This is a genomic window from Flavobacteriales bacterium, assembly GCA_016716605.1.
In the GTDB taxonomy this organism is placed as follows: domain Bacteria; phylum Bacteroidota; class Bacteroidia; order Flavobacteriales_F; family PHOS-HE28; genus PHOS-HE28.
Genome location: JADJWA010000001.1, coordinates 626,144 through 649,430 on the forward strand (window position 1 = coordinate 626,144; position 23,287 = coordinate 649,430).

16 protein-coding genes are annotated in these 23,287 nt (G+C 62.1%); 7 read left to right on the plus strand and 9 right to left on the minus strand.

The features are described from left to right. Window positions 1-53 precede the first annotated feature (53 nt). Together IPM12_02455 and IPM12_02460 are read left to right on the plus strand one after the other, a co-directional pair. Entirely contained in the window at window positions 54-2,240 is a 2,187-nt protein-coding gene (locus IPM12_02455) for a DPP IV N-terminal domain-containing protein (protein MBK9146664.1), read from the plus strand. Window positions 2,241-2,321: 81 nt separating this feature from the next. After that, a complete protein-coding gene (locus IPM12_02460; GenBank protein ID MBK9146665.1) occupies window positions 2,322-2,939 on the plus strand; it encodes a hypothetical protein in 618 nt (205 codons plus the stop codon). Here IPM12_02460 and IPM12_02465 read toward each other — a convergent pair whose 3' ends face one another. From IPM12_02465 to IPM12_02475, 3 genes are all read right to left on the minus strand, one after another. After that, window positions 2,940-4,151, minus strand: a complete 1,212-nt coding sequence (locus tag IPM12_02465; GenBank protein ID MBK9146666.1) for a M20/M25/M40 family metallo-hydrolase — start codon at window positions 4,149-4,151, stop codon at window positions 2,940-2,942. An 18-nt stretch (window positions 4,152-4,169) separates the two neighbouring features. Beyond that, window positions 4,170-6,161 (minus strand): T9SS type A sorting domain-containing protein, encoded by a 1,992-nt coding sequence (locus IPM12_02470; protein MBK9146667.1) that lies wholly within the window; start codon window positions 6,159-6,161, stop codon window positions 4,170-4,172. A 104-nt stretch (window positions 6,162-6,265) separates the two neighbouring features. After that, window positions 6,266-6,817, minus strand: coding sequence for a DUF5606 domain-containing protein (locus IPM12_02475; GenBank protein MBK9146668.1), 552 nt, complete (start codon window positions 6,815-6,817; stop codon window positions 6,266-6,268). A gap of 195 nt (window positions 6,818-7,012) precedes the next feature. Between IPM12_02475 and IPM12_02480 the strand changes: the two genes are divergently transcribed. Genes IPM12_02480 through IPM12_02500 form a run of 5 tightly spaced genes read left to right on the plus strand, consistent with a single transcriptional unit; the run spans window position 7,013 to window position 14,955 of the window. Beyond that, complete coding sequence (locus IPM12_02480; GenBank protein MBK9146669.1) at window positions 7,013-10,645, plus strand: hypothetical protein; 3,633 nt, start codon at window positions 7,013-7,015, stop codon at window positions 10,643-10,645. After that, complete coding sequence (locus IPM12_02485) at window positions 10,642-12,129, plus strand: T9SS type A sorting domain-containing protein (GenBank protein MBK9146670.1); 1,488 nt, start codon at window positions 10,642-10,644, stop codon at window positions 12,127-12,129. Before IPM12_02480 ends, IPM12_02485 begins: the two co-directional genes overlap by 4 nt. After that, window positions 12,086-12,601 (plus strand): hypothetical protein, encoded by a 516-nt coding sequence (locus tag IPM12_02490; protein MBK9146671.1) that lies wholly within the window; start codon window positions 12,086-12,088, stop codon window positions 12,599-12,601. Before IPM12_02485 ends, IPM12_02490 begins: the two co-directional genes overlap by 44 nt. Further along, window positions 12,598-14,088: a T9SS type A sorting domain-containing protein gene (locus tag IPM12_02495; protein MBK9146672.1), complete on the plus strand. Its 1,491-nt coding sequence runs from the start codon at window positions 12,598-12,600 to the stop codon at window positions 14,086-14,088. Before IPM12_02490 ends, IPM12_02495 begins: the two co-directional genes overlap by 4 nt. Before the next feature lie 30 nt (window positions 14,089-14,118). Further along, a complete protein-coding gene (locus IPM12_02500; GenBank protein MBK9146673.1) occupies window positions 14,119-14,955 on the plus strand; it encodes an EI24 domain-containing protein in 837 nt (278 codons plus the stop codon). Here the strand turns inward: IPM12_02500 and IPM12_02505 are convergent. From IPM12_02505 to odhB, 6 genes are all read right to left on the minus strand, one after another. Next, window positions 14,879-15,565 (minus strand): GDYXXLXY domain-containing protein, encoded by a 687-nt coding sequence (locus IPM12_02505; protein ID MBK9146674.1) that lies wholly within the window; start codon window positions 15,563-15,565, stop codon window positions 14,879-14,881. The genes IPM12_02500 and IPM12_02505 overlap by 77 nt on opposite strands. After that, the gene (locus IPM12_02510; protein ID MBK9146675.1) at window positions 15,562-16,857 is read right to left on the minus strand and encodes a DUF2157 domain-containing protein; all 1,296 of its coding nucleotides are present in this window, start codon (window positions 16,855-16,857) and stop codon (window positions 15,562-15,564) included. Before IPM12_02510 ends, IPM12_02505 begins: the two co-directional genes overlap by 4 nt. Window positions 16,858-16,923: 66 nt before the next feature. Next, complete coding sequence (locus tag IPM12_02515) at window positions 16,924-19,164, minus strand: S46 family peptidase (protein MBK9146676.1); 2,241 nt, start codon at window positions 19,162-19,164, stop codon at window positions 16,924-16,926. 120 nt (window positions 19,165-19,284) lie between these two features. Then, window positions 19,285-19,815: a hypothetical protein gene (locus IPM12_02520; GenBank protein ID MBK9146677.1), complete on the minus strand. Its 531-nt coding sequence runs from the start codon at window positions 19,813-19,815 to the stop codon at window positions 19,285-19,287. A gap of 156 nt (window positions 19,816-19,971) precedes the next feature. Next, entirely contained in the window at window positions 19,972-21,888 is a 1,917-nt protein-coding gene (gene yidC, locus IPM12_02525) for a membrane protein insertase YidC (protein ID MBK9146678.1), read from the minus strand. Window positions 21,889-21,998: 110 nt separating this feature from the next. Further along, window positions 21,999-23,234 carry a 2-oxoglutarate dehydrogenase complex dihydrolipoyllysine-residue succinyltransferase gene (odhB, locus tag IPM12_02530; protein ID MBK9146679.1) on the minus strand — a complete coding sequence of 412 codons (1,236 nt, stop codon included), beginning with the start codon at window positions 23,232-23,234 and terminating at the stop codon, window positions 21,999-22,001. Window positions 23,235-23,287: the final 53 nt, after the last annotated feature.

The window sequence follows — 23,287 nt, forward strand, 5'->3', positions numbered from 1 at the left end:
ATCCGGAGTGATCAGGCGCTTTCGGCATCTTCGCCCACCGCAACCCGAATCTCATGCTCGCACTCCGCGCGCTCCTGGCGCCCTCATTCGTTGGCACAGCCCTGCTGCTTTCCGCGCAGCTGCAACCGCTCACCTTGAAAGATGCCGTTCTGAAGGCCGGCACCGAACTCGCGCCGGAGCGCCTGCGCGGCCTGCAATGGATCGAAGGCGCGCAACGCTACAGCTACGTGAAGGGCGAGCAGCTCATGCGCGGCGACATCGGCAAGAGCATGGACCGCGTGCTGGTGGAATTGAGCGCGATCAATGCGCAGCTTCCGGATAGCGCCAAACTGAAAGCGTGGTTGCCAATCACCTGGAGCAATGCGAACCGCTTCACCTTCGTTCACAACCAGCGCTTCTACGCCTACGACCTCGCGAAAGCCGAATTGCAGGACGTGACGAGGATCGAGGCCGGTGCCGGTCATGAGGAGATCGAGCCCAGCACTGGAGCCGTGGCCTTCGTGAAGGACGATAACATCCTGGTGATGCGCGCCGGCCAGGGCAAGAACAAGCCCACGCCAATCACGAGCGATGGCGGCAACGGCATCGTGAACGGCCAGAGCGTGCACCGGCAGGAATACGGCGTGGAGAAAGGCCTCTTCTGGGGGCCGAAGGGCGGCAAGCTCGCCTTCTACCGCATGGATGAATCCATGGTGAGCACCTACATGCTCGAGGACATCGGCACCAAGCCCAGCACATTCGAGCCCATCCGCTACCCGATGGCGGGGCAGGCCAGCCACCACGTCACCATCGGCGTGCACGACATGAACACAGGCAGCACCGTGTTCCTGAAGACGGGCGAGCCGCTGGACCAGTACCTCACCAACATCAGTTGGGAGCCCGACGAGCAGCACTTGCTCGTGGCCCACATCGACCGCGCCACGCAGAACCTGCGCATGGTGCGCTACGATGCCGCCACCGGCGAAGCCGAAGGCACTGTGTTCACCGAGCGCGACGAGAAGTACATCGAGCCGCTTCAGGCCGCGCGCCACCTGAAGACACGGCCCACGCAGTTCATCTGGCGCAGCCGTCGCGATGGCTGGCAGCACCTCTACCTCTACGATGTGAAGAAAGGGCTCGTGCGCCAGCTCACCCAGGGCGCGTGGGAAGTGGAGCGCATCGTGGGCCTCGACCCCAAGGAGTCATTCGCGATCGTCGAGGGCACGGGCAACATCGACCCGAAGAATCCCGCCGGTGCAATGGAGACGCACCTCTTCCGCATCGACCTCGCCAGCGGGCGCACCACGCGGCTCACGAGCGAGCCTGGCACGCACCACGGCCAGCTCAGCAGCGATGGCAAATACCTCCTCGACACGTGGAGCAGCCTCACGGTGCCCAACCGCAGCATGATCCGCAACACGCGCGATGGCTCAGCGATGAAGACCCTCGTTGACGCGAAGGACCCGTTCGCGGGGCATCAGGTGGGCACCATCGAACTCCTCAGCATCGAAGGCGAGAACGGCGACAGGCTCAACGCGCGCGTGATCAAGCCGAGCACCTTCCAATCGCGGCAGCGCTACCCGGTGCTGATCTACGTCTATAACGGACCGCATGTGCAGCTGGTGAGCAACTCCTTCCTCGGAGGCGCGCCCGCATGGATGCTGCACGCGGCCGAGCGCGGCTATGTGGTCTTCACCGTGGATGGGCATGGGACGCCGAGCCGTGGCCGTGACTTCGAGCAAGTGGTGCACCGCCAGCTCGGCGTGGTGGAGGTGAAGGACCAGATGCGCGGCGTGGCCTGGCTGAAGGAACAGCCTTGGGTGGATGGCGACCGCTTAGCCGTCCACGGATGGAGCTACGGCGGGCACATGACCACCGCCATGCTCACGCGGCATCCCGGCGTGTTCAAGGCCGGCGCAGCCGGTGGGCCGGTGATCGATTGGAGCCTGTATGAGGTGATGTACGGCGAACGTTACATGGACACGCCACAGGAGAACCCTGAAGGCTATGCCGCCACCACCTTGAGCAACATCGCCAAGGACCTGAAGGATCCGTTGCTGATCATCACTGGCGGCAAGGACGACACGGTTGTGCCCGAGCACAGCTACCAGTTCCTGAAGGCCTGCGTGGCCGCTGGCGTGCAGGTGGATTTCTTCAACTACCCGGGCCATGGCCATAACGTGCGCGGCAAGGACCGCCTGCACCTGATGGAGAAGGTGCTGGGCTATATCGACGAACACGTGCGGCCGGACGTCCGGTGAGTGCGATGCCAAGCATGGTGCGCAGGAAGATCGGGCCCGGTTAGTACCCCGGGTATCTTTCGCGCCAAACTCAAGAACCGCATGCGTCTTCTCGCCTCCATCCTTCTTCTGCTCCCCTTCACCGCTTCCGCCGCACTCTGGATCGTGCAATCCGGAGGCAGCACCATCGGCAGCACCGACCCCTACTACAGCCCGCAATTCCTCACCATCGACGTGGGCGATCAGGTGCGCTGGGAGAACCAGAGCGGCACGCACAACGTGAATGGCACCTTGAGCGATTTCCCGAGCAACCCGCAAGGCTTCACCAGCGGCAACACCGCAAGCGGGAATTGGACGTACACCTTCACCTTCACCATCCCGGGCGTGTACAACTACGAATGCGATGGGAATGGGCATGCGGCTACGCAGTTCGGCACCATCACGGTGATCGACCCCACGGGCGTGGCCGAGGTGAGGGAATCCGCCGACGTGCGCCTGAGCCCGATACCCGCCGCCGACCGGCTGACCGTTGATCTGGGTGGCGTAGATGCGCGATCGATCTCCGTGATCAACCTCAGCGGCGAGGTCGTGATGGAACAGGGCATCGTGGCGAATCGCGTGCTCGCGCTTGATGTGAGCGCGCTGAAGCCCTCGAATTACTTCCTGTTGATCACCGAGCGCGATGGCCGGGTGTTGGCCAAGCCCTTCACCAAGGACTGATCAGGGCAGCTTCATCAACCGCACCGACCTGACCTCGCGGCCCTCAATCGCGGCGCGGGCCACATAACCGCCGGCCGGCAGCCCGTGTAGGTCAACCGTGAACGCCGACTTCCCACTCGGGAGCATGCCGTCATGAAGCAGGTCCAGCTCGCGGCCAAGCGCATCGTGGATCGAAAGGCGCGCACGGCTGGCAACGGGCATTTCGATCCATAGCCCTGCGGCATCCCCGGTGGGGTTCGGGTACGCGTATAGCGCCAGGGGCGCGGCGTTGACCTCCACCACGTTCATGTCGACCGTGACCGGGATCGCAAGCGCGGCCGTGCTGGCGATGCTCAGCTTGGCGAGCTTCTCATAATACGGCACGTCGAAGTATTGCGTGAGGTCGGTGGGCGTGTGGTAATGCGGGTTGCCGTCGTTGGTGAACTCCTCGATCACGAGCACGGAACCGTAGCCCTCGTTCCAGAACGAAGCGTGGTCGCTGTAGGTTGCGCCCGGGTTGGTGAGGATCAGGTCGAGGCCGATGCCGTATTGCTGATGCACGCTGAAGACCGTATCGGCGATGGCTAGCGAGTTGGCGATGGGCCGCGTGTGGATGCGCGCCTTTGCATCGGCATTGCCGTCGTAGGCGATGGCGTCCATGTTGATCGCGGCCTTGATGAGCGCATCGTTCGCGGCCATCGCGCCTGCATAGAATGCGCTGCCCACCTTGCCTTGCTCCTCTTCGTCCCAGAGCGCGAACACGATGGGATGCACGAAGTCGATGTCGCGCAGCACCCGCGCCGCCTCCAGGACCGCAGCCACGCCGCTGCCGTCATCGTCGGCCGCCGGTGCGTTCACGATGCCGGCGGGCATGGCATCGTAGTGCGCGCAGATGATCACGATCTCCTCGGTGCTCCCATTGCCGGGCTTGGTCACCAGGATGTTCCTTCCCGTGCTGTTGAAGGGCTGCTCCAAGGGCGCATAGCCGAGCTGCACGAGCTTCTGCATCAGCCACGCCTGCGCGAGGTTGTTGCCTTCGCTGTTCTTGTGCCGGCTCAGCAGGGTGTGCTCCTGCCCATCGATCATCACAGGCACCTCGCCGCTGACCTCGCTCACCCAAAGCATCATGCTGTCGATGCGCACCTCATCGAGGATGCCTTGGATCACGGGATGCTGGGCGCCCGCGAGCAATGGCGCGAACGCGGCGACGAGCAGCAGGCTTCTGGTCTTCATGGCGGCAAGGTAGAAGCGCTAGGGCCTCACCACGCGCTCCACGAAGCGCTTGCCGGCCACTTCGATCACCACCAGGTAGGTGCCGGGCGCGTCGGGCAGTCGCACGGTGAAGCTGCGCTCTCCGTTCGGACGCAGCATGGCCACGCGTGCGCCTTTCACATCGAGCACTTCGATGCTCTGCACCTTCTCGGTGAGACCTTCGCAGCGGAGCAGGCCATCGCGCACTGGATTGGGGAAGATGCGGATCCCTGCTTCGGCGAGGTTGTCGATCTCGAGGCTCGTATCCACGATCACCTCCTCCTTCACCAGCGTCGGGCTGCCGTCCTCGGCCTCGTACATGTCCCGGAAGGTGTCGATGGCGGGCGTGTTGAACTCGAACATCTCCTCCATCCAGCGCGGCGGCGCGCTCTGGTACCACACGCGCGCGGTGATGGTGATCGCGCCGGAATATCCACCCATGGCGATCTGGTAATGCGTGATGTCGGTTCCGCTGCCCTCGGTGCCGTTGGGATACTTGTTGAAGTCGAGGTCGTCCGGCGGGACACCGGCGATCAGCGTGGTGTCGTAGCTGATGTGCGAGGTGGTGAATCCGAGCGGAGCGAGGCGGTTATCCTTCAAGGGCTCCTTCGCGCGCTCGAGGACGGTCGTCTTATCGCCATTCACATCGCCCATGACCATCTCGTAGATCTGCGCCTGGTCCTCGCTGGTGATCACATCGTGGTGCGGCTCCCAATCGGCATCGTGACCCACGACCTCGTACGTGCCGTCCCAGTTGCCGCTGCGGAAGAGGGTGTTGCCCGCATCGTCCTGCACATGCAGCTCGATGAAGGCGCGGCGCGCTGGGTAACCGCTGGGGAACTTGTGGCCGGCGAGGTTGGTGAGCTTCACATCGATGGAAGCGAGATCCGCGTTACGGTCCACCACCTGGGTCTCGATCAACAAGCTCTGCTGCTGCAGCATGCGCTCGGTGCGGGCGATGGTGCTGTCGAAATGCACCTGGTTGGCCGTGAGCTCGAGCGCGGTGTTATTGTGCTTGAGCAGGTTCAGCATGAACACGTTGGCGCCGACAAGGTGGTGCTTACCGAAAGGCGTGCGCGGCGTGAGGAAGTCGTACAGAGCGGAAATCACCACGGCGTCATCGATCCGCGGCATGTGGCAGGCCTGGCAGCTGAGGCCGTTCTCGGGATCCGCATCGGTGTTGTAGGACGAGTTGAGCCACTCGTGGTAGGTGGCCTGCTCCACGAACTCATCGCCCGTGAGGTTGCCATCGAGGTCGGCGGTCTCGGTGATCAGCGTATGGCAGCCGGCGCAGGTGCCTGCATCACTTAGGTGAGGCCCCCAAAGCGGCTCGTAGCCCACGAAGCCGGCCATGGGCGATCCGAAGATGGGCTCTTCCTCCGGTCCGCCGTAGGGGCCGTAGAGGATGCCGCTCGTCTCGAACTTCAGGTTGCCGCTGAAAAGCAAGCCCAGGCTGTCCGGCTTCTGCATGTGGCAGGCCAGGCAGCTCACGCCATCGAGGGCGATGGGATCCTGCACGAGCTCGGCGATGCTGAACGGGCCAGCGCCCATGAGGTGCTTATCGTACCGGCCCATCGGCGCGTGGCAACTGGTGCACTTGTCCTCGAGCGCTTCTTGGTGCGCCGGATTCACGGTCACCTCATGGCTCACCTTGGCGCGCCAGAAGGGATCACGGGCACTGTTGCCCATCATGCTGCTGCGCCAGGCATCGATCGGGTTCACGTCGTTGCCGTTGGCATCGCGGTTGGCGAACACCGGTCCGATGTTGTCCGGGCCGTGGCAGCCGTAGCAATCGCCGCTGGCGCGGAAGAAGTTGTTGGCGCCGCTGGAGAGCCCCTGGCCGCCGCCTCGGAAGGCGTCGATCTCGGCCTGCGAGTGATAGGCGGCTGCTCGCGGCAGCTGATCCTGGCTCCAGGCCACCAATACGGCGACCAATCCGATGATGGCAGCAAGAGCGAGGGTGCGGGCCGAGAGCGTACGGAGGAGTTTCATGCGTGGCGTTGGGCGAGCAAGATAGCCGGGCGCAGAGCCTGCTGCCTGACGCGCCTCATGGATTGCCTTGAAACCCTTCCGGGCCGGGCTTGGATCGCGGCGGCCTAGCTGCCGCGCTGGCCACCCCGGCGAACGGCCGCTGCCTTGGGCGCGCCGCTGCTCGCCGGCTTCACCTTGGCGGCCTTGTCGGCCTTCTTCTTCGCGGCCTTCTCCACGGTCTTCTTCTCCGGAGCGGCCTCTTTGTGCTCAGCCTCTTTCGCTGGCTCCTCCTCCTTCTTCTCGAACTCGCCAGCCTTCAGTAACTGGCCGTACCAGGTGAAGAGCTTGCGCACGTCGCTGGCATAGATGCGCGAGCGGTCGGCAGTGGGCAGGGCCTTGAGGAGCGCTTCCCAGAGGGTGTTGTCGTCGCTCTTCGAATCAACGGCGGCGCCTCCGCCGTTCACCTCGTGCAGTTTCGCGAGCACGTCCTTCAGCAGCACATCGTCGCCGGTGGTGAACATGCTGATCTCATCGAGGCTGCTCACCTTCACGCTCAAGGGCACCGGTGCACGCTTGCCATCCATGAGCGATTCGGTGATGAGCGCCTGACGCGCCTGAGCCACTACGCGGTGCAGACCGGGCTTGCCGGCAACAGTGATGATCTTGCTGAGGTCCATGGGGCGCAAACTTAGTCGTAGGGGATGTTGCTTCGCAGAGCCTCGCAATGACAGGTTGGGTGGGTTGAAGGCTGGATGAGGGTGGGGATGAGCGATGGTGGTCCGCAAGAAGGTCCAATGGAGCCATCGGGCGAGCTTGTCAGTATCGGGGCCGTGAGCTAGGTTCGTTGTGCCATTCCAATGAACGTGAACATCATGAAGCCGATACAGAATAAGCGCTTGGTCCGCCTAGCTGCGATAGCCACACTTGCCATCACGTCTTCGACCTCTTCGGGCCAAGTATTACCCTGCGATGCCGTGAACCCGTGGGCGAGCAACTATTACGGCCAGCAAGGGAGCTACAAACTGGGCACGGCCTTGAACTATTCCCCAACCGCCTACAAGACGGTGAGTGTTACCGTGCATGTCTGGCGGCACGAGGATGGGGATGCAGCGGTTATTCCATTTCTCTCGTTCTCTGATACTCCTGAGGGCCGACAGGAGTTAACGGATCTGGTCGAGCAGTACACGCTGCCCTACTTCGCGCAGCTCGAGGCGCCGAGTTCCTTGATTCCCGGCTTCAGCTATCCGGACACGGACATCAAGATTCGGTTCAAGGTGGTGGATGTCCGCTTCATCTACGACACCTATCTGTACGAAAATAGCTGGAACCCCACCTTTGGAAATCTGCTCACCACCGCCGCACTGATCGAGGACCCAAATTCGGTGGGCACCCTGCATGTACATGTCGGAAGATGCGGAGGGCCTAATCCATTCGCTGGACCTCCACCTTGCCCAGTAACACAGAACACCTTTGTGGGTGATACATACGCAGCTGTTTCGATGTGCAATGGGTCAATCTACTTGAGCCAATTCGCACTCGCGCAATACGCGGACGAAATGGTGCATGAGCTTGGTCACGCGCTTGGGCTAAGGCACATCTATCTGAACCCTTCATCTACGATGGAGACTTGCTCCTACTCGAACCAAGCTGAGTTCCTCTATGATGTTTATGGCACCAGCGCTGCAGACTATCCAAGTTGGCTGAGTACGCCGCCAAGCCCGCCTTGCGATGTGGGCTATGCCCTGACGTACTACAACAACCTGATGGCCGTGGGGACGCCCGATGCGAACGACATGAGCCTCACACCGCTACAGATTGGCCGCATGCACCGGAATCTGATGACGTCCAGCATCGCGAAGTACGGGTGGGGTTACGATCCAGTGCCGTACCCGATACCGCAAAGCGAGACCTGGGACTTCCCCTTGAAATTCTATCAGGACATCGAGATACCCGCTGGTGTCACCCTCACCGTGCAGGATGAGTTGCACATGGTGCCGCAGGCACGCATCGTGGTGCATCCCGGAGGCAAACTTGTCATAGACGGTGGCATTGTTCGCGAAGCATTGTATGCGCCTGATCCGTGGCGCGGCATCGAGGTATGGGGCAATGCGACTGAGCACCAAGGAGAGGGCGGCAGCGGTTACTTGCAACATCAGGGCCTCGTTGAACTCATCAACGGAGGTGTTGTGCAAGGAGCCATCATTGGCGTGCGCCTGGGCAATGCAGATGATCCCAGTTTGACCGGTGGCGTGCTGCGCATGGAGGACACCAGCACCGACCCCATCAACATCATCCGCAACTGCCGCACCGGTGTGATGTTCGATCCGTACACGGCGCTCTCCAGTAATGGGCTTGCAGCGCTCAACAACCGAAGCACCTTCACCCACGCCCGCTTCGAGTGGACCGAGGACTTCGACAACATCCACGGCAACAACAACCCCATCGCCCTGGCCGACCTCAATGGCGTGCGCGTGAGCTTCCGGGCCTGCGCCTTCGAGCACAGCGGGGAATACCCGCAATACAGCAGCCAGCTGGGCTACGGCATTCGGGCGCACAACAGTACGGTGTGGGTCACGAATGCAGGAGCTTCGCCCAACGTGTTCACCGGCCTGGATCATGGCGTGCATGCCACCGTGAGCAGCGGAAGCCCCCGCCTCACCGTCATCGGCGCGCAATTCAACAGCAATGTTTGCGGCGTGTATGCCGAGGGGCTCCGGTACCCCTTCATCCGCAACAACACCTTCACTTACGGCGACCGCGCGGTGACGCTGGACAACTTCCCCGATGAACAGTTTTGGGAGGACTTCCATCGCGGCATCTTCCTCACCGGCTGCAACGGCCTGCGCGTGCTGAACAACACGCTCAACGGCGTGGGCGAACCGGTCGCCGAGACCGAGGGCATCGTGATCGGCTACACCACCACGGGCAGCGAGAGTGTGCGCAGCAATACCATCAACAGCATCACGCGAGCTTATGTCGGCGAAGGGATCAGCGCCAACACCAGCGCCCCGGCCGCTATCGGATTGCAATACCTCTGCAACTCCAACAACGGGAACGCGTGGAACATCTGGAGCAGGATTGCGAATGGATCCCTTGCTTCACAGTGGCCCGCTCAAACAATCCGCATGAACCAGGGCTGGCAGAACGTGCCCGCGCTCAACTACCTGGACAATCACCCGCAAGGCGGGGTCAATGACCCTACTGACCTGCGGGTGAGCACGCAATCGCTCATCACCTATTGGCATGTGGCGGCCGCCAACTACGCACCGACCAGCGTCACTGGTATGGCCGCCCCCACCTTGAGCGGCCCACAAGTGCTCTATGGCTGCCCCATCATTATCAGCGGCGGCACGGACCAGCTGGCCTTGCAGAACGAGGTGCAGCAGGCGAAGCTGGCCTATGCGGATCTGCGCTTTCTGTACGCCAACCTGATCGATGGCGGCAGCACGGACCAGGTGCTGGAGGAGATCGCAGAGGCCTGGCCGCAGGACTATTGGGACCTGCGCGCCTACCTGCTAAGCAGGAGCCCCTACCTGAGTGTGGATGCCCTGAAGGAGGCCATGGACAAGCCCGGCTTCCCCGATGCCATGCGGGCGGAGATCTGCATCGCCAATCCGGAGGCCACACAACGCGACGGTTTCTTACGGTGGTTGGAATTCGAGTGCATAGCGCCGCTGCCCGAACAGCTCCTGGAGAACATTGTGGCGAGCTGGGATAACCGCACCTACCGCGCGACCCTGGAAATGCAGATGGGCGCGGAGCACCTGCGCATGAGCGAGGCAGCCTACGCGCTGGCTGAATTGCGCGCCGAGGATGACGCGGACGAAGGCACCGACCTGGCGGAGGAACTCGCCGACCTGCAGGCCCTGCGCACCGCCGAGGCGCGCTACGGCGAGGCCATGCTGCTGCTGGGCCGGCACAACTACGCCGCCGCGCGCGCCGTGATCGAAGCCCTGAATGTGGAGCACGAGCTGAAAGGACGGGAGGCGGACGAGCGCGCACGGATGCTCACCTACATCGACTTCTTGGAAGCTGTGCATCTGGATGGCCGCGCCGAAGCGCAACTCACCCCAGCGGAGATCGCTGAGCTGGAGGCCTTCATCGCCGTGGAGCACGACAAGCCCACACAATGGGCCAGCCACTTGTTGTGTTACAACTATAACATCTGCCGCAGCCCGTACACAGGCGATGCGGAGCAAGCCCTGAAGACCCTTGCTCGACCGCCCACAAAAAACCCTGTTTCGCTCAACGGTACCCTAAGCATCCATCCGAATCCTGCGAATGCCTGGGTTGCGGTCGATTATGTGTTGCCAGAAGCAACAGATAATGCCCGGTTGATCATACTTGACTTGATGGGTCGGGTGTTGCACAGCCTACCGCTCGCCAATTTAGAAGGTCAAGTCGTCCTGGATACACGCACCATGGCTCCAGGCAGCTATCTGGTTGAGGCGCGGATTGGTGAATGGCAAGCGGTGCGTGCCGAGAAGCTAATCGTTCGACCATGAAGCGCAGCATCACGCTGGCAGCTGCAATGATTGCCGCTGCCATCAGTGGTGCCCAGGCACCACTATCCGTGGATACGAGCTTCAGGGTGGATCTACCAGCACAGAATGTAAGATCCTTGGCCTTTATGGCAAATGGGCAATTTCTCTTGTCCGGCCAGATGGAGTTCCCGGATGATTCGGGTGTACGGGCCTTGGCGCGCATCAACCCCGAGGGCAGCCGTGATCTTAGTTTCCCTTTCACATACGGTGGCGCCAAGCTCACGCCTTGGCAGGACCGCTTCTACGTTGGCGCTGGCACGGTGCGCCGCCTGATGCCCGACGGTACCATCGACAACAGCTTCCAGAACATGAATTTCGACCCGTATTTCATCTCTGGACAGGGCGGGGATTATCACGTGTTCCCTGATGGACGAGTGCTCCTGGGTGGGTACCATAGCATTGAAGCGGAGCACCTGAACTTGCAAGGCGACTACAATCTTGTTTGGTTCTTCAACAATGGCCGCCTGGATACCACGCGCACCCACCGCACGGGGAACGGCGCTGTCTTCGGCCTGAAGCAGTACCCGCAGGGCACGGCTGGTGGCTTGGACGGCAAGTTCCTGGTTCATCACTGGGGCACGCAGTACGAAGGACAGGCAGTGAGCAAGGTGTTCCGCATACACGCGGATGGCAGCTTGGATGAGAGTTTCAACGCGCCGATCCCGTGGGGCTACGTGTGGGCCATGGAGCCCCTACCTGATGGCCGGGCCTACCTCGGGGGCACCTTCCGTTTGGAGAACGAGACCGACACGATCCAGTTGATCCGCGTGATGCCCGATGGAAGTCTGGACCCCACCTTCAACAATACCATAGATTTCACGATGGACGCGAGCCATTTGGCCCTTGATGCAGCAGTTTTAGATGTGGAGCATATCGGGCACGGCTTGCTTGCATTGGCAGGTGAGTTCTCCGAAGTAGAAGGTCAAGCACGCGGCGGGCTTTGCATCGTGGATACAACCGGGCAGGTTGTGCAGCACTACCTGGACGCTGCAGGCTGTGGGAACTATGATTACCAGATCGGGATGATGACCATCACATACGGTGCACTAGAGGGCATCACCCGCGCCCCCTCCGGCGACTACTACATCTGGGGCGCCTACCACGGCTACAACGATGGCACCACCAACGACACACTGCAGCGCATGGTGACGCGGCTGCATGGCGGGGAGATCGGGCTGGGGGTGCAGCACGCACGCACGGAGGAGCAACCTATGCGACTGTACCCGAACCCGGCAAGTGGTTTTGTCACAGTTGAATTGGAACGAGTGCCCACCGCGGCTATGCTCGTTGTGCGCGATGCGCTTGGCCGTATAGTCATGGAACAAGGAGTGAACGGTTACATCAACACCTTTTCCGTGCATGGTCTCGGCGAAGGCATGTACAACCTCGAACTGCTGCAGCATGGAAAACGCATCGATATACAGAGAGTCGTGGTGCAGCATTGAGGTCGTGCACCTCGATGCACGGACCGAAGCCAAGCTCACCCAAGCCGAGATCGCCACACTCAAAGCGTTCATCGACGTGGAGCACGACCGGCCCAACAGCTTGGCAAGCAACCTGCTTTGCTACAACTATGGCATCTGCCGTAGCCCGTACACGGGCGATGCAGGCGCGGAGCCGAAAGCCCTAGTTCGCAGGCCCATGAAGCCCGCTGAGGAAACGATGCCCAAGCTGAAGCTGAAGCCGAACCCAGCCAATGCATGGGTGGTGGTGAGCTATGATCTGCTCGATCAGCAGGGCGTTTCACAGCTCGTGGTGCGCAATGCGCTGGGAAGCACTGTGCATGCCGAGCCCGTCATACAGGCTGCCTGTCAGGTAATCCTTGATACGCGCGCGTTCCCGGCCGGGGCTTACGCAGTGGAACTACTGTGCCCAACCGGACCGGCTGGGACTGAACGCTTGATCATCCAGCCATGATTAGGCGCATTATGCTGGCAGCGGCGCTAGGCGCCGCTGCCAGCAGCGGCGCGCAGGCACCGCTGAGCGTTGATACCAATTTCCGCGTGGACCTTCCAGCGCAGAATATCTTTTCGTTGGCCTCCATGCCGAATGGGCAGATCCTCGTTTCTGGGAATCTGGAGTTTCCAGGTGAGGCCAATGTGTGGCCGCTTGCGCGCCTCAATCAGGATGGCAGTCGCGATATGGGTTTCCCGTTCACTTACGGCGGCGCCAAGCTCACTCCCTGGCAAGACCGGTTCTACGTGGCGGGCAGTCAGACCGTGCGGCGCTTGCTGCCCGATGGCACCATCGACAACAGCTTCCAGCACATGAACATGGACCCCTACTTCAATTCCCTCCAAGGCGGCGATTACCATGTCTTCCCCGATGGCCGTGTGCTAATGGGGGGATACCACACGATTGACGCAGAGCACCTGGGTTTGCAGGGCGCGTACAACCTGGTGTGGTTCTTCGACAACGGCCGTCTGGACACCACCCGTGTTCATCGCACGGGCAACGGCACGGTGTGGAGGATCAAGGAATACCCCGCAGGCACGGCCGGTGGCTTGGGCGGCAAGTTCCTCGTGCATCAGTGGGGCACCGAATACGAAGGCCAGCCCGTGGGCAAGGTGATCCGCGTGAATGCCGATGGGTCTTTTGATGAGAGCTTCAATGCACCGATACCGTGGGGCTATGTCTGGGCCATGGAACCGCTGCCCGATGGACGTGCCTACCTCGGAGGCACCTTCAGATTAGAGAATCAGACCGACACGATCCAGTTGATCCGCGTGATGCCCGATGGCAGCCTAGATCCGTCATTCAACAACGAGCTTGATATGCTCATGGGCGAGCAATTCACCTTCTTGGATGCGGGAGTATCCTGCGTTCTTCCCATGGGCGAAGGCCTACTGGCGGTCACCGGGCTTTTCTCTGAAGTTGAAGGGAACGAGCACAATGGTATTTGCATGCTTGACACGTCAGGCAACGTTGTGCCTTATTATTTCTCAGGCGGCGGTTGCGGCAGTTATGAATACCAACTGGGTCAAATGGTCCAGACATACGGCTCAATCGATGGCATTGCTCGCGCCCCCAGCGGCGATTACTACATCTGGGGCGCGTATCACGGCTACAGCGACGGCACCACCAACGATACACTGCAGCGCATGGTTTCGCGGCTGCATGGGGGAGAGATCGGATTGGGCATTTCACAACCACAGGCCCAAGTACAGCCCATGATGGTGTACCCGAACCCGGCGAGCAACGCCATCACCGTTGAACTTGAACGAGTGCCCGGCGCGGCTACGCTTGTTGTGCGCGATGCGCTTGGCCGTAAAGCCATGGTGCAACGTGTGAACGGATACATCAATACCCTGTCCTTGCATGGTCTCGGCGAAGGCGTGTACATCCTTGAACTGCTCGATCAAGGAGAACGCATCGGTACGCATCGGTTGGTTGTGCACAAGTAAAGCCTCCCGGCCCCAATCCGCCTTTGCCCCATGCCTTTCACCCGAGACCTCGGCAACGGCTTCAACGGCTTCTTCAGCGCCTTCCGCTTCACCCTGCGCAATGGCATGGGCTGGATGTTCCTGGTGCCGATCGTGCTGTGGGTGGCGCTCTTCTATGGGTTCTTCCATGCCATGGAAGGCATGGTGGAGGCCGCCAGCGCGCAACTGGCCGTGTGGCTGGAGCTGCCCGTGGCTCAGGCCAGCGCCGATGACTGGTGGGAGAGCTTGAAGGCCGCCGTGAACGGTGCGCGGGAGACGATCGTGCGGTGGATCCTCCGCCTGGCCATCGGCTACCTGCTGTTCGTGGCCAACAAGTACATCGTGCTGGTGCTGCTCTCGCCGTTGCTGGCTTATGCGAGCGAGCTGGCAGAAGAGAAGCTCACGGGCCGGCAATTCCCGTTCAGTTGGCGGCAGTTGATGAAGGATGCCCTGCGCGGCGCACTGGTGGCCATGCGCAACGGCGTGCTCGAGCTGGCGATCACCATCGTCATCTGGATCGCTTCTTTCTTCCTGCCGCTCATCACCCCCATCAGCTTCATCCTGCTCTTCCTGGTGTCGTCGTACTTCTATGGCTTCAGCATGTTCGATTACGTGTTCGAGCGGCGGCGCATGCGCATCGGTGAAAGCACGCGCGCAGTGAACAGCCAGCTGGGCGCGGTGCTGGCCAACGGGATGTGCTTCAGCCTGCTGATGAAGATCCCGCTCATTGGCCTGATGCTCGCGCCGGTGATGGCCAGCGTGGGCGCTTCGATCACGGTTGTTGATCGGGAAAAGCAGGCGCTGATGCGGAATCCTCCATCAGGGCAAGGGTATCCACCGCAGCGCTGAGCGCGGCGGCGCTCGGTCTCAAAGTCGTGTCTGCGAGCCATTCATGGATGGAGCGTTCATCCACGATCAGGTCCTCGATCACGGCTTCGCCATTGAGCACGCGCACCAGTACGTAAGCCGGCAGCGGCTGTGACACCTGGCCATCGTTCCATTGCGGCTGCAAGAGCTCCTCGGTCTTCGCGCCGTCCCCTTCCTCCAGGTAGAAGCGGTCGAAAGGCAGGAACACGCGGTCGATGCGCTGCTCATTCGCCGAGTTGTAGAGAACGCGGATGAACATCTGCCCAGCCGGAGGATGCCCGCTCAGCGCGCTGATGACCGCGAAGCCGTTGCTGTCCACGCTGAGCAGGCCATACGCCTCTTGCTCATCGAAGGCTGCATAGCCCTGCGGATGGGTCACCGTGGTATCCGGCGCTTGCCAGGAACCGCGCTCTGCCTCGAACTCCAGCCGCACGTACTCGCCCCGGAAGGGATCGCGCGGATCGATAGGAGCCGTGCGGAACTTGTAGATCTCACCTTGTTGCAGGATGCGCTCCCGACCCGCGATCATCCACGCAGGCACGGCGAGCTGCGCGAGCGCGATGCCGAGGAAGAGGAGCGGCTTGCGGTTCATGGGCTATGCTTCTGCTTGTCGCGTTGGCGCACCATGCGCAGGTTCATGTACAGGAAGCCGCCGCCGATGGCGATGAAGGCCAATCCGCGCAGCGCGAAGCTCATGTCCGTATCGAGGAAGCGCAGCAGCACGGTGAGGCCGATGATGGCCAGTCCGAGGTTCATGCGCTTGAGCGAATCGGCTGCGATGCCCGCGCGCACCGTGACCACGCCCATGGCGAGCAGCGCGGCGTTCACGAGCAACGGCGCCAGCCAAGGTTGCAGCAGGCCAGCGCCATAACAGAGCGCGAAGAAGCCCAAGGCCTCCGGGTAGGGCCAGCGTTCAAGCGGTCTGCGCCGCATAAGCGACACCGCATACCCGACGATTCCGATGCACGTCAAGACTGCGATCACGGTCGCCTCGCTCGCATCCACCATGGACCAATCCCGATCCGCCGAGCGGAATCCCCAGGGCTCGCGATAGCTGAGCACGAAGAAATTGATGAGCACCGCCGCCCCACCAACGAGCGCCCACGGCCAAGAGCGCAGCTCGCGGCCCGCGTGCAGCCATGGCACCAGCGTGAAGGCCGCGGCCATGCCCAACAGGCCGAATACGTGCACGATGCTCCAATCGCGGTAGAACCATTGCGAGATCAAGCCCACGCTCAGTGCTGCGAACAGACTGAGCCACCAGAAGCCGATGCGCTCGCCGCTGATCCGTGCTTCGCGGAGGTACATGGGCACAGCAGCCAAGAGCAGCAATAGCGAGGACCAAGGCATGGCCATGCGACCAGGGCCATCCCAGTGATAAGCCGCCGCGTGCCACGTGACCGTGGCGATGTAGCCGAGCGAGACGATCAACGAACCGGGCAGGTAGAGCAGCGGCAGGATCAGCAGCGCGCAGGTGAGCAGGTAGCCATCGAGCGATCCCTCGATGTGGTAGATCTGGCTGATGAGCGCCACGCACGCGAAGAGCGCGCAGGCGAGGAAGACGGCGCTGCCCTCACGCCATGCGCGGACATCGGGCTTGGCGCGCAGCGCATGCCAGACCAGCGCCTGCCCGATCAGCACCGGCGCGATCGCGAGCACCGTGCGCACCGGCCGCGAGAAATCGTCCCAGTTGTGCGCCACGATGAGCATGATGCCAAGCCCCACGAGCAAGCTGCCCAGGATGGCGAACACGAGCAGCATGCGACTGGTGCCCTGTGCAGCATCGCTCGCAAAGCGCGTGCGGATGCGTTCGGCCTGCTCAGCGGTGATGAGCCCTTCGCTCACGAGCTGCGGAAGCGCATCGAGGAGCTTGGGCGCGGACATGGGGTGAAAGTAGCTGAACGCAAGAGAGGGGGCGCAGGCCCCCTCTCAAAGCGATGTGATCCCGCTCTACTTCTTCCCCGCCGGTTTCTTCGCAGGCATAGGCTTCACCGGCTCCACCGCTGGAGACAGTTCCGCCTTCGGCTCTTCCACGGGCTTGCGCTCCACCAAGGTCATCTCGTTCACCAAGTGGCCGGCGCCAGCGAGCTTGTCGATGCACCAGAGCACGTAGCGGATATCGACGCTGATGGTGCGCTGCAGCTCGGGCTCGAAGGCGATGTCGCCGCTCATGGCCTCCCAGTTGCCATCGAAGGCAATGCCGATGAGCTCGGCGTTGCCGTTGATCACCGGGCTGCCGCTGTTGCCGCCGGTGATGTCGTTGTTGCTGATGAAGCAGGTCACCAGCTCGCCGTTCTCATCGGCGTAGCGGCCGTAGTCCTTCTTCAGCAGCAGCTCCTTCTGGCGCGCGGGCACGATGAACTCATCGTTGGTGGGGTCCTCTTTCTCCAGGATGCCGCGCGCGGTGGTGGTGTGCTTGTAGAACGCGCCATCCATGGGCACGTAGCTGCCCACTTGGCCGTAGGTGAGGCGCATGGTGCTGTTGGCGTTCGGGTACCAGCTCTTGTTCGGCTCCATCTCGCGCATGGCGGCCACCATCAGGCGGTAACCCTTCTCGATGTCGGTTTCGGTGGATGCCATCGCCGGGCCGATGATGTTGCGCCAATGGTTCAGGCAGCTCTCGCTGGCCTGCCATCCGAGGTCCTTCTGCATGGCTTTCAGCGAGGGCTTGGCCAGGAAGGCCTCCAGGCGCGCCTGGTCGGCCAGGAAGCTGGTGGCGAAGACGGACTTGGCCCAGGACTCGCTGTTGCCCTTGAACTTCTTGTTGATGCTCGCCATCACGCTCGGCTGCAGGTCCTGCTCCACATCGTTGCGGATCAGGTTGAACATGGCGGCTGTGATCTTCTCGTCGGTGGGGGCGTTGTAGTCCTTCCAGTGATCAGCGGTCATGGCCTGCACCTGAGCCACGGCGGCGGCCACCTTGGCGGCGTCCTTGGGGTCTGTTTCGAGCTGCGCCTTCAAGCCTTGCAGGCGGAAGCCCAAGGTGATCAGCTCACAGCCGAAAGCGGCCTCCTGCATGTAGGTGCTGGCCTTCTCGAATTTGGCGCGGTCACTGTACCCGCGCTCGAGCAGGGCGATGATCTCGCCGTACTTCGCTTTCCGCTTCGGGTCCGCGCTCACCCAGGCCATGAGCGATTCTTCCTGTGCCTTCTTCTTATCGTACACGCGCAGGCGCTTCAAGCCGCGCTGCTGGCCTATGAAGTACTTCCAGTAGTTGCTCACCTGCGCATACTTGCTGGCGTACTGGATCCGCACGGCATCGCTGGCGTCCATGTCCTGCTTCATGCGCTCGAGCTTCTGGCCGCGGATCTTCACGCGGCTCGGCTGCTCGATATCGAGGGCGAGCTTCACCCCGTGGCTGCTGAGGAATCGGTCTGTGCTGCCGGGGTAGCCCATCACCATGGCGAAGTCACCCTCCTTCACCCCGGCGATGCTCACGGGGAAGTGCCACTTGGGCTTGAAGGGGATGTTGGCCTCATTGAACTCGGCGGGCTCTCCATCGGGACCGGTGTACACGCGGAACATGCTGAAATCGCCCGTATGGCGCGGCCACATCCAGTTGTCGGTATCGCCGCCGAATTTGCCGATGGCGCTGGGGGGGGTGCCCACCAGGCGCACATCGCGGTAGGTCTTGTACACGAAGAGGTAGAACTCATTGCCCTCGAACATGACCTTGAAATCGGCGCTGATGCCATTCTCCTTGCCCACGGCTGCCTTGAGCTTGCCGGCAACGGCCTGGATCGCCTCGCCGCGCTGCTCTTCCGTCATGCCGTCGTTCAGCTCGGCCTGCACTTCGGCCGTCACGTCGTCGATGCGCTGCAGGAAGCTCACGCTGAAGCCCGCGGGCAGCTCGTCCTTACGGCTCATGGCCCAGAAGCCATCGGTGAGGTAGTCGTGCTCCACGCTGCTGAGGCCCTGCACGGCGTCGTAGCCGCAGTGGTGATTGGTGAGGAAGAGGCCCTCGGCGCTCACCATCTCGCCGCTGCAGAAGCCACGGCCCAGGCGCACCACGGCATCCTTCACACCGCTGCGGTTGATGTCGTAGATGTCCTCGGCTGTGAGCTTGAAGCCGAGCTTCTGCATCTCGGCCTCGTTGATCTGCTTGAGCTTGGTGAGGAGCCACATGCCCTCATGGGCGTGGGTGGCGATCGCCACCAGCGCGGCGACCAGGAGTGAAAGGAACTTCTTCATTGGTGAGGGGTTGGTCTTTGGCCCTCCACAGGTTGGGCCTGCTGAGGGGCGCCAAATGTAGCCGGGCAGCCCATCCGTGACGGACCGTTCAGGGACGAACGGAAGGGGCCGTGATGGCGGCTACGGCTCCGCCAACACCGGTGCCCAGGGCATGGGCAGCAGCATGGCCTCAATCTCGGCCACAAGCTTCTTGAAGGCTGGGGGCACGCCTACGCGGGCCAGCACGCGTTTGTCCTTGCCATCGGCGATGATCCGCAGGTAGGTGCTGGGGATGTCGGTCACTTCGGCGTCGTACTTATCGTCCATGGCGAAGAAGCCCAGCTCCTCGGCCTTATTCACGATGGTGAAGAGCGAATCGACCCCCGCGCGCGCGCTGTGAGGGCCCATCTTCTCCATGTTGCCACGGCCGTCGTAAAGGGCGTAGCCGCTGCGGTAAAGGTCGATCCGGAAGGCCTTGCACTGACCGAAGCAAGGGGTGCGCTCGAGGTAGAGGAAGAGCGAATCGCCCTTGCCCGGCCCGCCCAGTTGCGGGGCATTGGATGGAGCCTCCTCCGCGATGGGCTCTGGGGCAGGCTTCGATTCAACGGATTGGCGGTTGGAGCCGCAGGCTAGCATGATCGCTGCGATGGCGGGGGTCAACAGGTGCTTCATGGTCGGGTGCTTATCGAAAGGCGTGCCTGAACGAAGGGGCGCTTGACTGCAGGTGCGGATCCTGGATGGGCCCGAAGATCGACTCAAGGAGCATTCGGAAGCATCCGGCGTTTCAACCCTCAATCCCCATGCGGGCAACCGTCCACCTTGCCACCTCTACTTCCGCCGCTGCTGCTGCTGTTGTTTCTGCAGGTCCTCCAGGCGCTGCTGCCACTTGCTCTTCTTCTTCGGCGTGCGCATGTTCAGCTCCAGCTGCGCGCGGATCTTCCCTTCATCCACGAACCAGCTCTTGAGCACGGTCATCTGCGCGATGCTGATCAGGTTGGCCAGCAGGTAGTAGTAGCTGAGGCCCGCGCTGAAGTTGTTCAGGAAGAACAGCATCATGATCGGGAAGAGGTAGATCATCAGCTTCATGCCCGGCATGTTCTGCTGGCTGGGCATCTGCTTCTGGTTGATCACCGAGTACACGATGGTGCTGGCTGCCATGAGCAGCGTGAAGAGGCTGATGTGGTTGCCGTAACTGTCGCTGAGCAGGGGGATGTACTGGCTCCACTCGAAGATGCTATCGTAGCTGCTGAGGTCGTCGGCCCAGAGGAATTTCTCCTGTCGCAGCTCGATGCTGGCGGGGAAGAACCGGAACATGGCGTAGAGCACGGGCAGCTGGATCAGCATGGGCACGCAGCCGCTGGCCGGGTTCACGCCAGCCTTCCGGTAGAGGTCCATGGTGGCGCTCTGCTTCTTCATCGCGTCGCCGTCCTTGTGCTTCTCGTTGATGGCATCCATTTCCGGCTTCAGCACGCGCATCTTGGCGCTCGCCACCAGGTTCTTGTAGGTGAGCGGCATCAGAAGGAGCTTGATCACGATGGTGAGCACCAGGATGATGATGCCGTAATTCCAGCCCCAGCCGTCGAGCCAGTTGAAGATGGGGATCACCAGCCATTGGTTCATCCAGCCGAAGATGCCCCAGCCCAGGTCGATGATCTTTTGGAAGTCGGCGATCTCCGTGCGGCGCAGGGTGCCGAAATGGTTGGGGCCGAGGTAATAGCGCATGGACACGGCCGGATCGGCGTCCTTGCCTTTCTCGAAGAACAGGGTGGCTGCGTAGTGCTTGGTGTGGGCGGCCCTGGACTCATTGCCGGAGGGCGCGTGCGACTCGATGGGCCGAACGGCTATGCGGCTGCCATTGCTGCTGAAGCCGTCATCACTGACCATGGCCACGGTGAAGAAGTCCTGCTTGAAGGCCACCCAGTTGGTGCGACCGATGAGCTTCTCCTCCTCGGCCTTGGTCTCGCCGATGTAGTCGCGGTCGTCGGTGAAGTACTTGTAGTAGATGCCGCACTTCTGCGCTTCGGAGGGCTGGTGCTTCTCATTGCTGCGGCCGGCGATCTCCCAGTTGAACTGGAAGAACGCGGGATCCACCAGGTCGCGCATCCCCTCGAAGGCCAAGTCAGTGTGGAGGAAGTACGATGCGCTGTCGAGCCGGTAGGTGATGCGCAGCTCCTTGCCCGCACTCGATGTGGGGGCGATGAACCGCACCGCATCCTCATCGATCTTCTCCACCCTGAAGTAGAGGTCCTCTGTGCTGATGTCCCCTTGATCGGCGCGGAAGGTGAAGGCGTACCGGCCGGAATCCGGATCGGCCAGCAGCAGCGGGGACTGCGCGTAGGTCCTGTACTCCTTCAGCACCATCACGGTGGGGCGCGCGCCTTTGGTGCTGAAGCTGACCTGCAGGCGGTCGTTGGCGATGGCGACCTCCTCTGCAACGCCCTCGCTGGCCGGCGCGAACAGGCCGAAGCGCTTGCTCAGGCCCGCGTGGCGCAGGCTGTCCACGAGAGCGCGATCCTCAGGCGAGATCGCGGTGTCGATCGGCGACGAAGCCGCGATCGCATTGACGGAATCGGCCTTGAGCGATTCATCAGCGATGCGCGCGTGCTTCTCCGCCTCTACGGTGGCCAGGCTATCGGCCCGGCGCTGCAAGGCCGCTCGCTCCTCCTCGGTGGGCATGGTCCACAGGGTGTAGCCGAAGAGGATGGCGACGATGAGGATGATGCCGATGACGGAATTGCGGTCCATGCGGGAAGAGGCAGCTAGTGCGAAGGGCGGCGAAGATAGACGGGGGGCGCGGAGCAGGATTGAAGGGCGGCGGATGCCCGGCGGAGCGATTCACGCCGAGGCTGGACGGCCTACAATCCCAACAACACCTCCCCCGGATCCTTCCCGCCGAAGACCATCTTGTCCGGATCCTCGATCATCTGCTTCACGGCCATCAGGTAGCTCACGCTCTCCTTGCCGTCGATGATGCGGTGATCGTAGCTGAGCGCCACGTACATGATGGGACGGATGACGACCTGCCCATGCACGGCCACGGGACGCTCCACGATATTGTGCATGCCCAGGATGGCGCTCTGCGGCGGGTTGAGGATGGGTGTGCTGAGCATGCTGCCGAACACGCCGCCGTTGGTGATGGTGAAGGTGCCGCCGGTCATCTCCTCGATGCTGAGCTTGCCATCGCGCGCCTTCACGGCCAACGCCTTGATGCCCGCTTCGATCTCGGCGAGCGAGAGTTTCTCCGCGTTGCGCAGCACAGGCACCATGAGGCCCTTCGGAGAACTCACCGCGATGCCGATGTCGGCGTAGTCGTGCGTCACCAGCTCATCGCCATCGATCTGGCCATTCACCGCTGGGAACAAGCGCAGGGCCTCTGTCACAGCCTTGGTGAAGAAGCTCATGAAGCCGAGGTTCACGCCGTGCGCCTCCTTGAACTTGTCTTTGTACTTGTCTCTCAGGGCCATCACCGCGCTCATGTCCACCTCGTTGAAGGTGGTGAGCATGGCGGTCTGGTTCTTCACGGCCACCAAGCGCTCGGCCACCTTCTTGCGCAGGGTGGTCATCTTCTGGCGGTTCTGGTTGCGAGATCCGCCCCAGCCGTTCAGCGCGATGGCATCGGCCTTAACGCCGCCGGCCACGTATGCCGCCACATCGCTCTTGGTGATCCGGCCATTGGGACCGCTGCCCTTCACTTTTTCGATGCTCACACCCTTCTCATCGAGCATCGCTTTCGCGACGGGGGTCGCATGGGCCGAGGAAACAAGAGCGGGAGCAGGGGCAGGCGCAACGCTTGGTGCGGACTTCTTTGCCTCCTGCGCTTGCGCCTGCTCCTTGGGCTTCGCTTCTGGTTTCACGCTCGTATCGATCGTCACCACCACATCGCCCACCTTCACTTCGGCATCAGCGGCAGCGAGGAGCTTCACTTTCCCGGCCTCCTCGGCGATCACCTCCAGGGTGGCCTTGTCGCTGTCGATCTCGCCCAGCACCTGGTCCTTGTTCACCACATCGCCATCCTGCACGTTCCATCGCGCGATGCGCACTTCGCTGATGCTCTCTCCGGGGCTGGGGACTTTGATCTCGACGATGGCCATGGGGGTTCGTGGTTGAAGACCCAAGTCACAAGTCACAAGACTCAAGTGTCAAG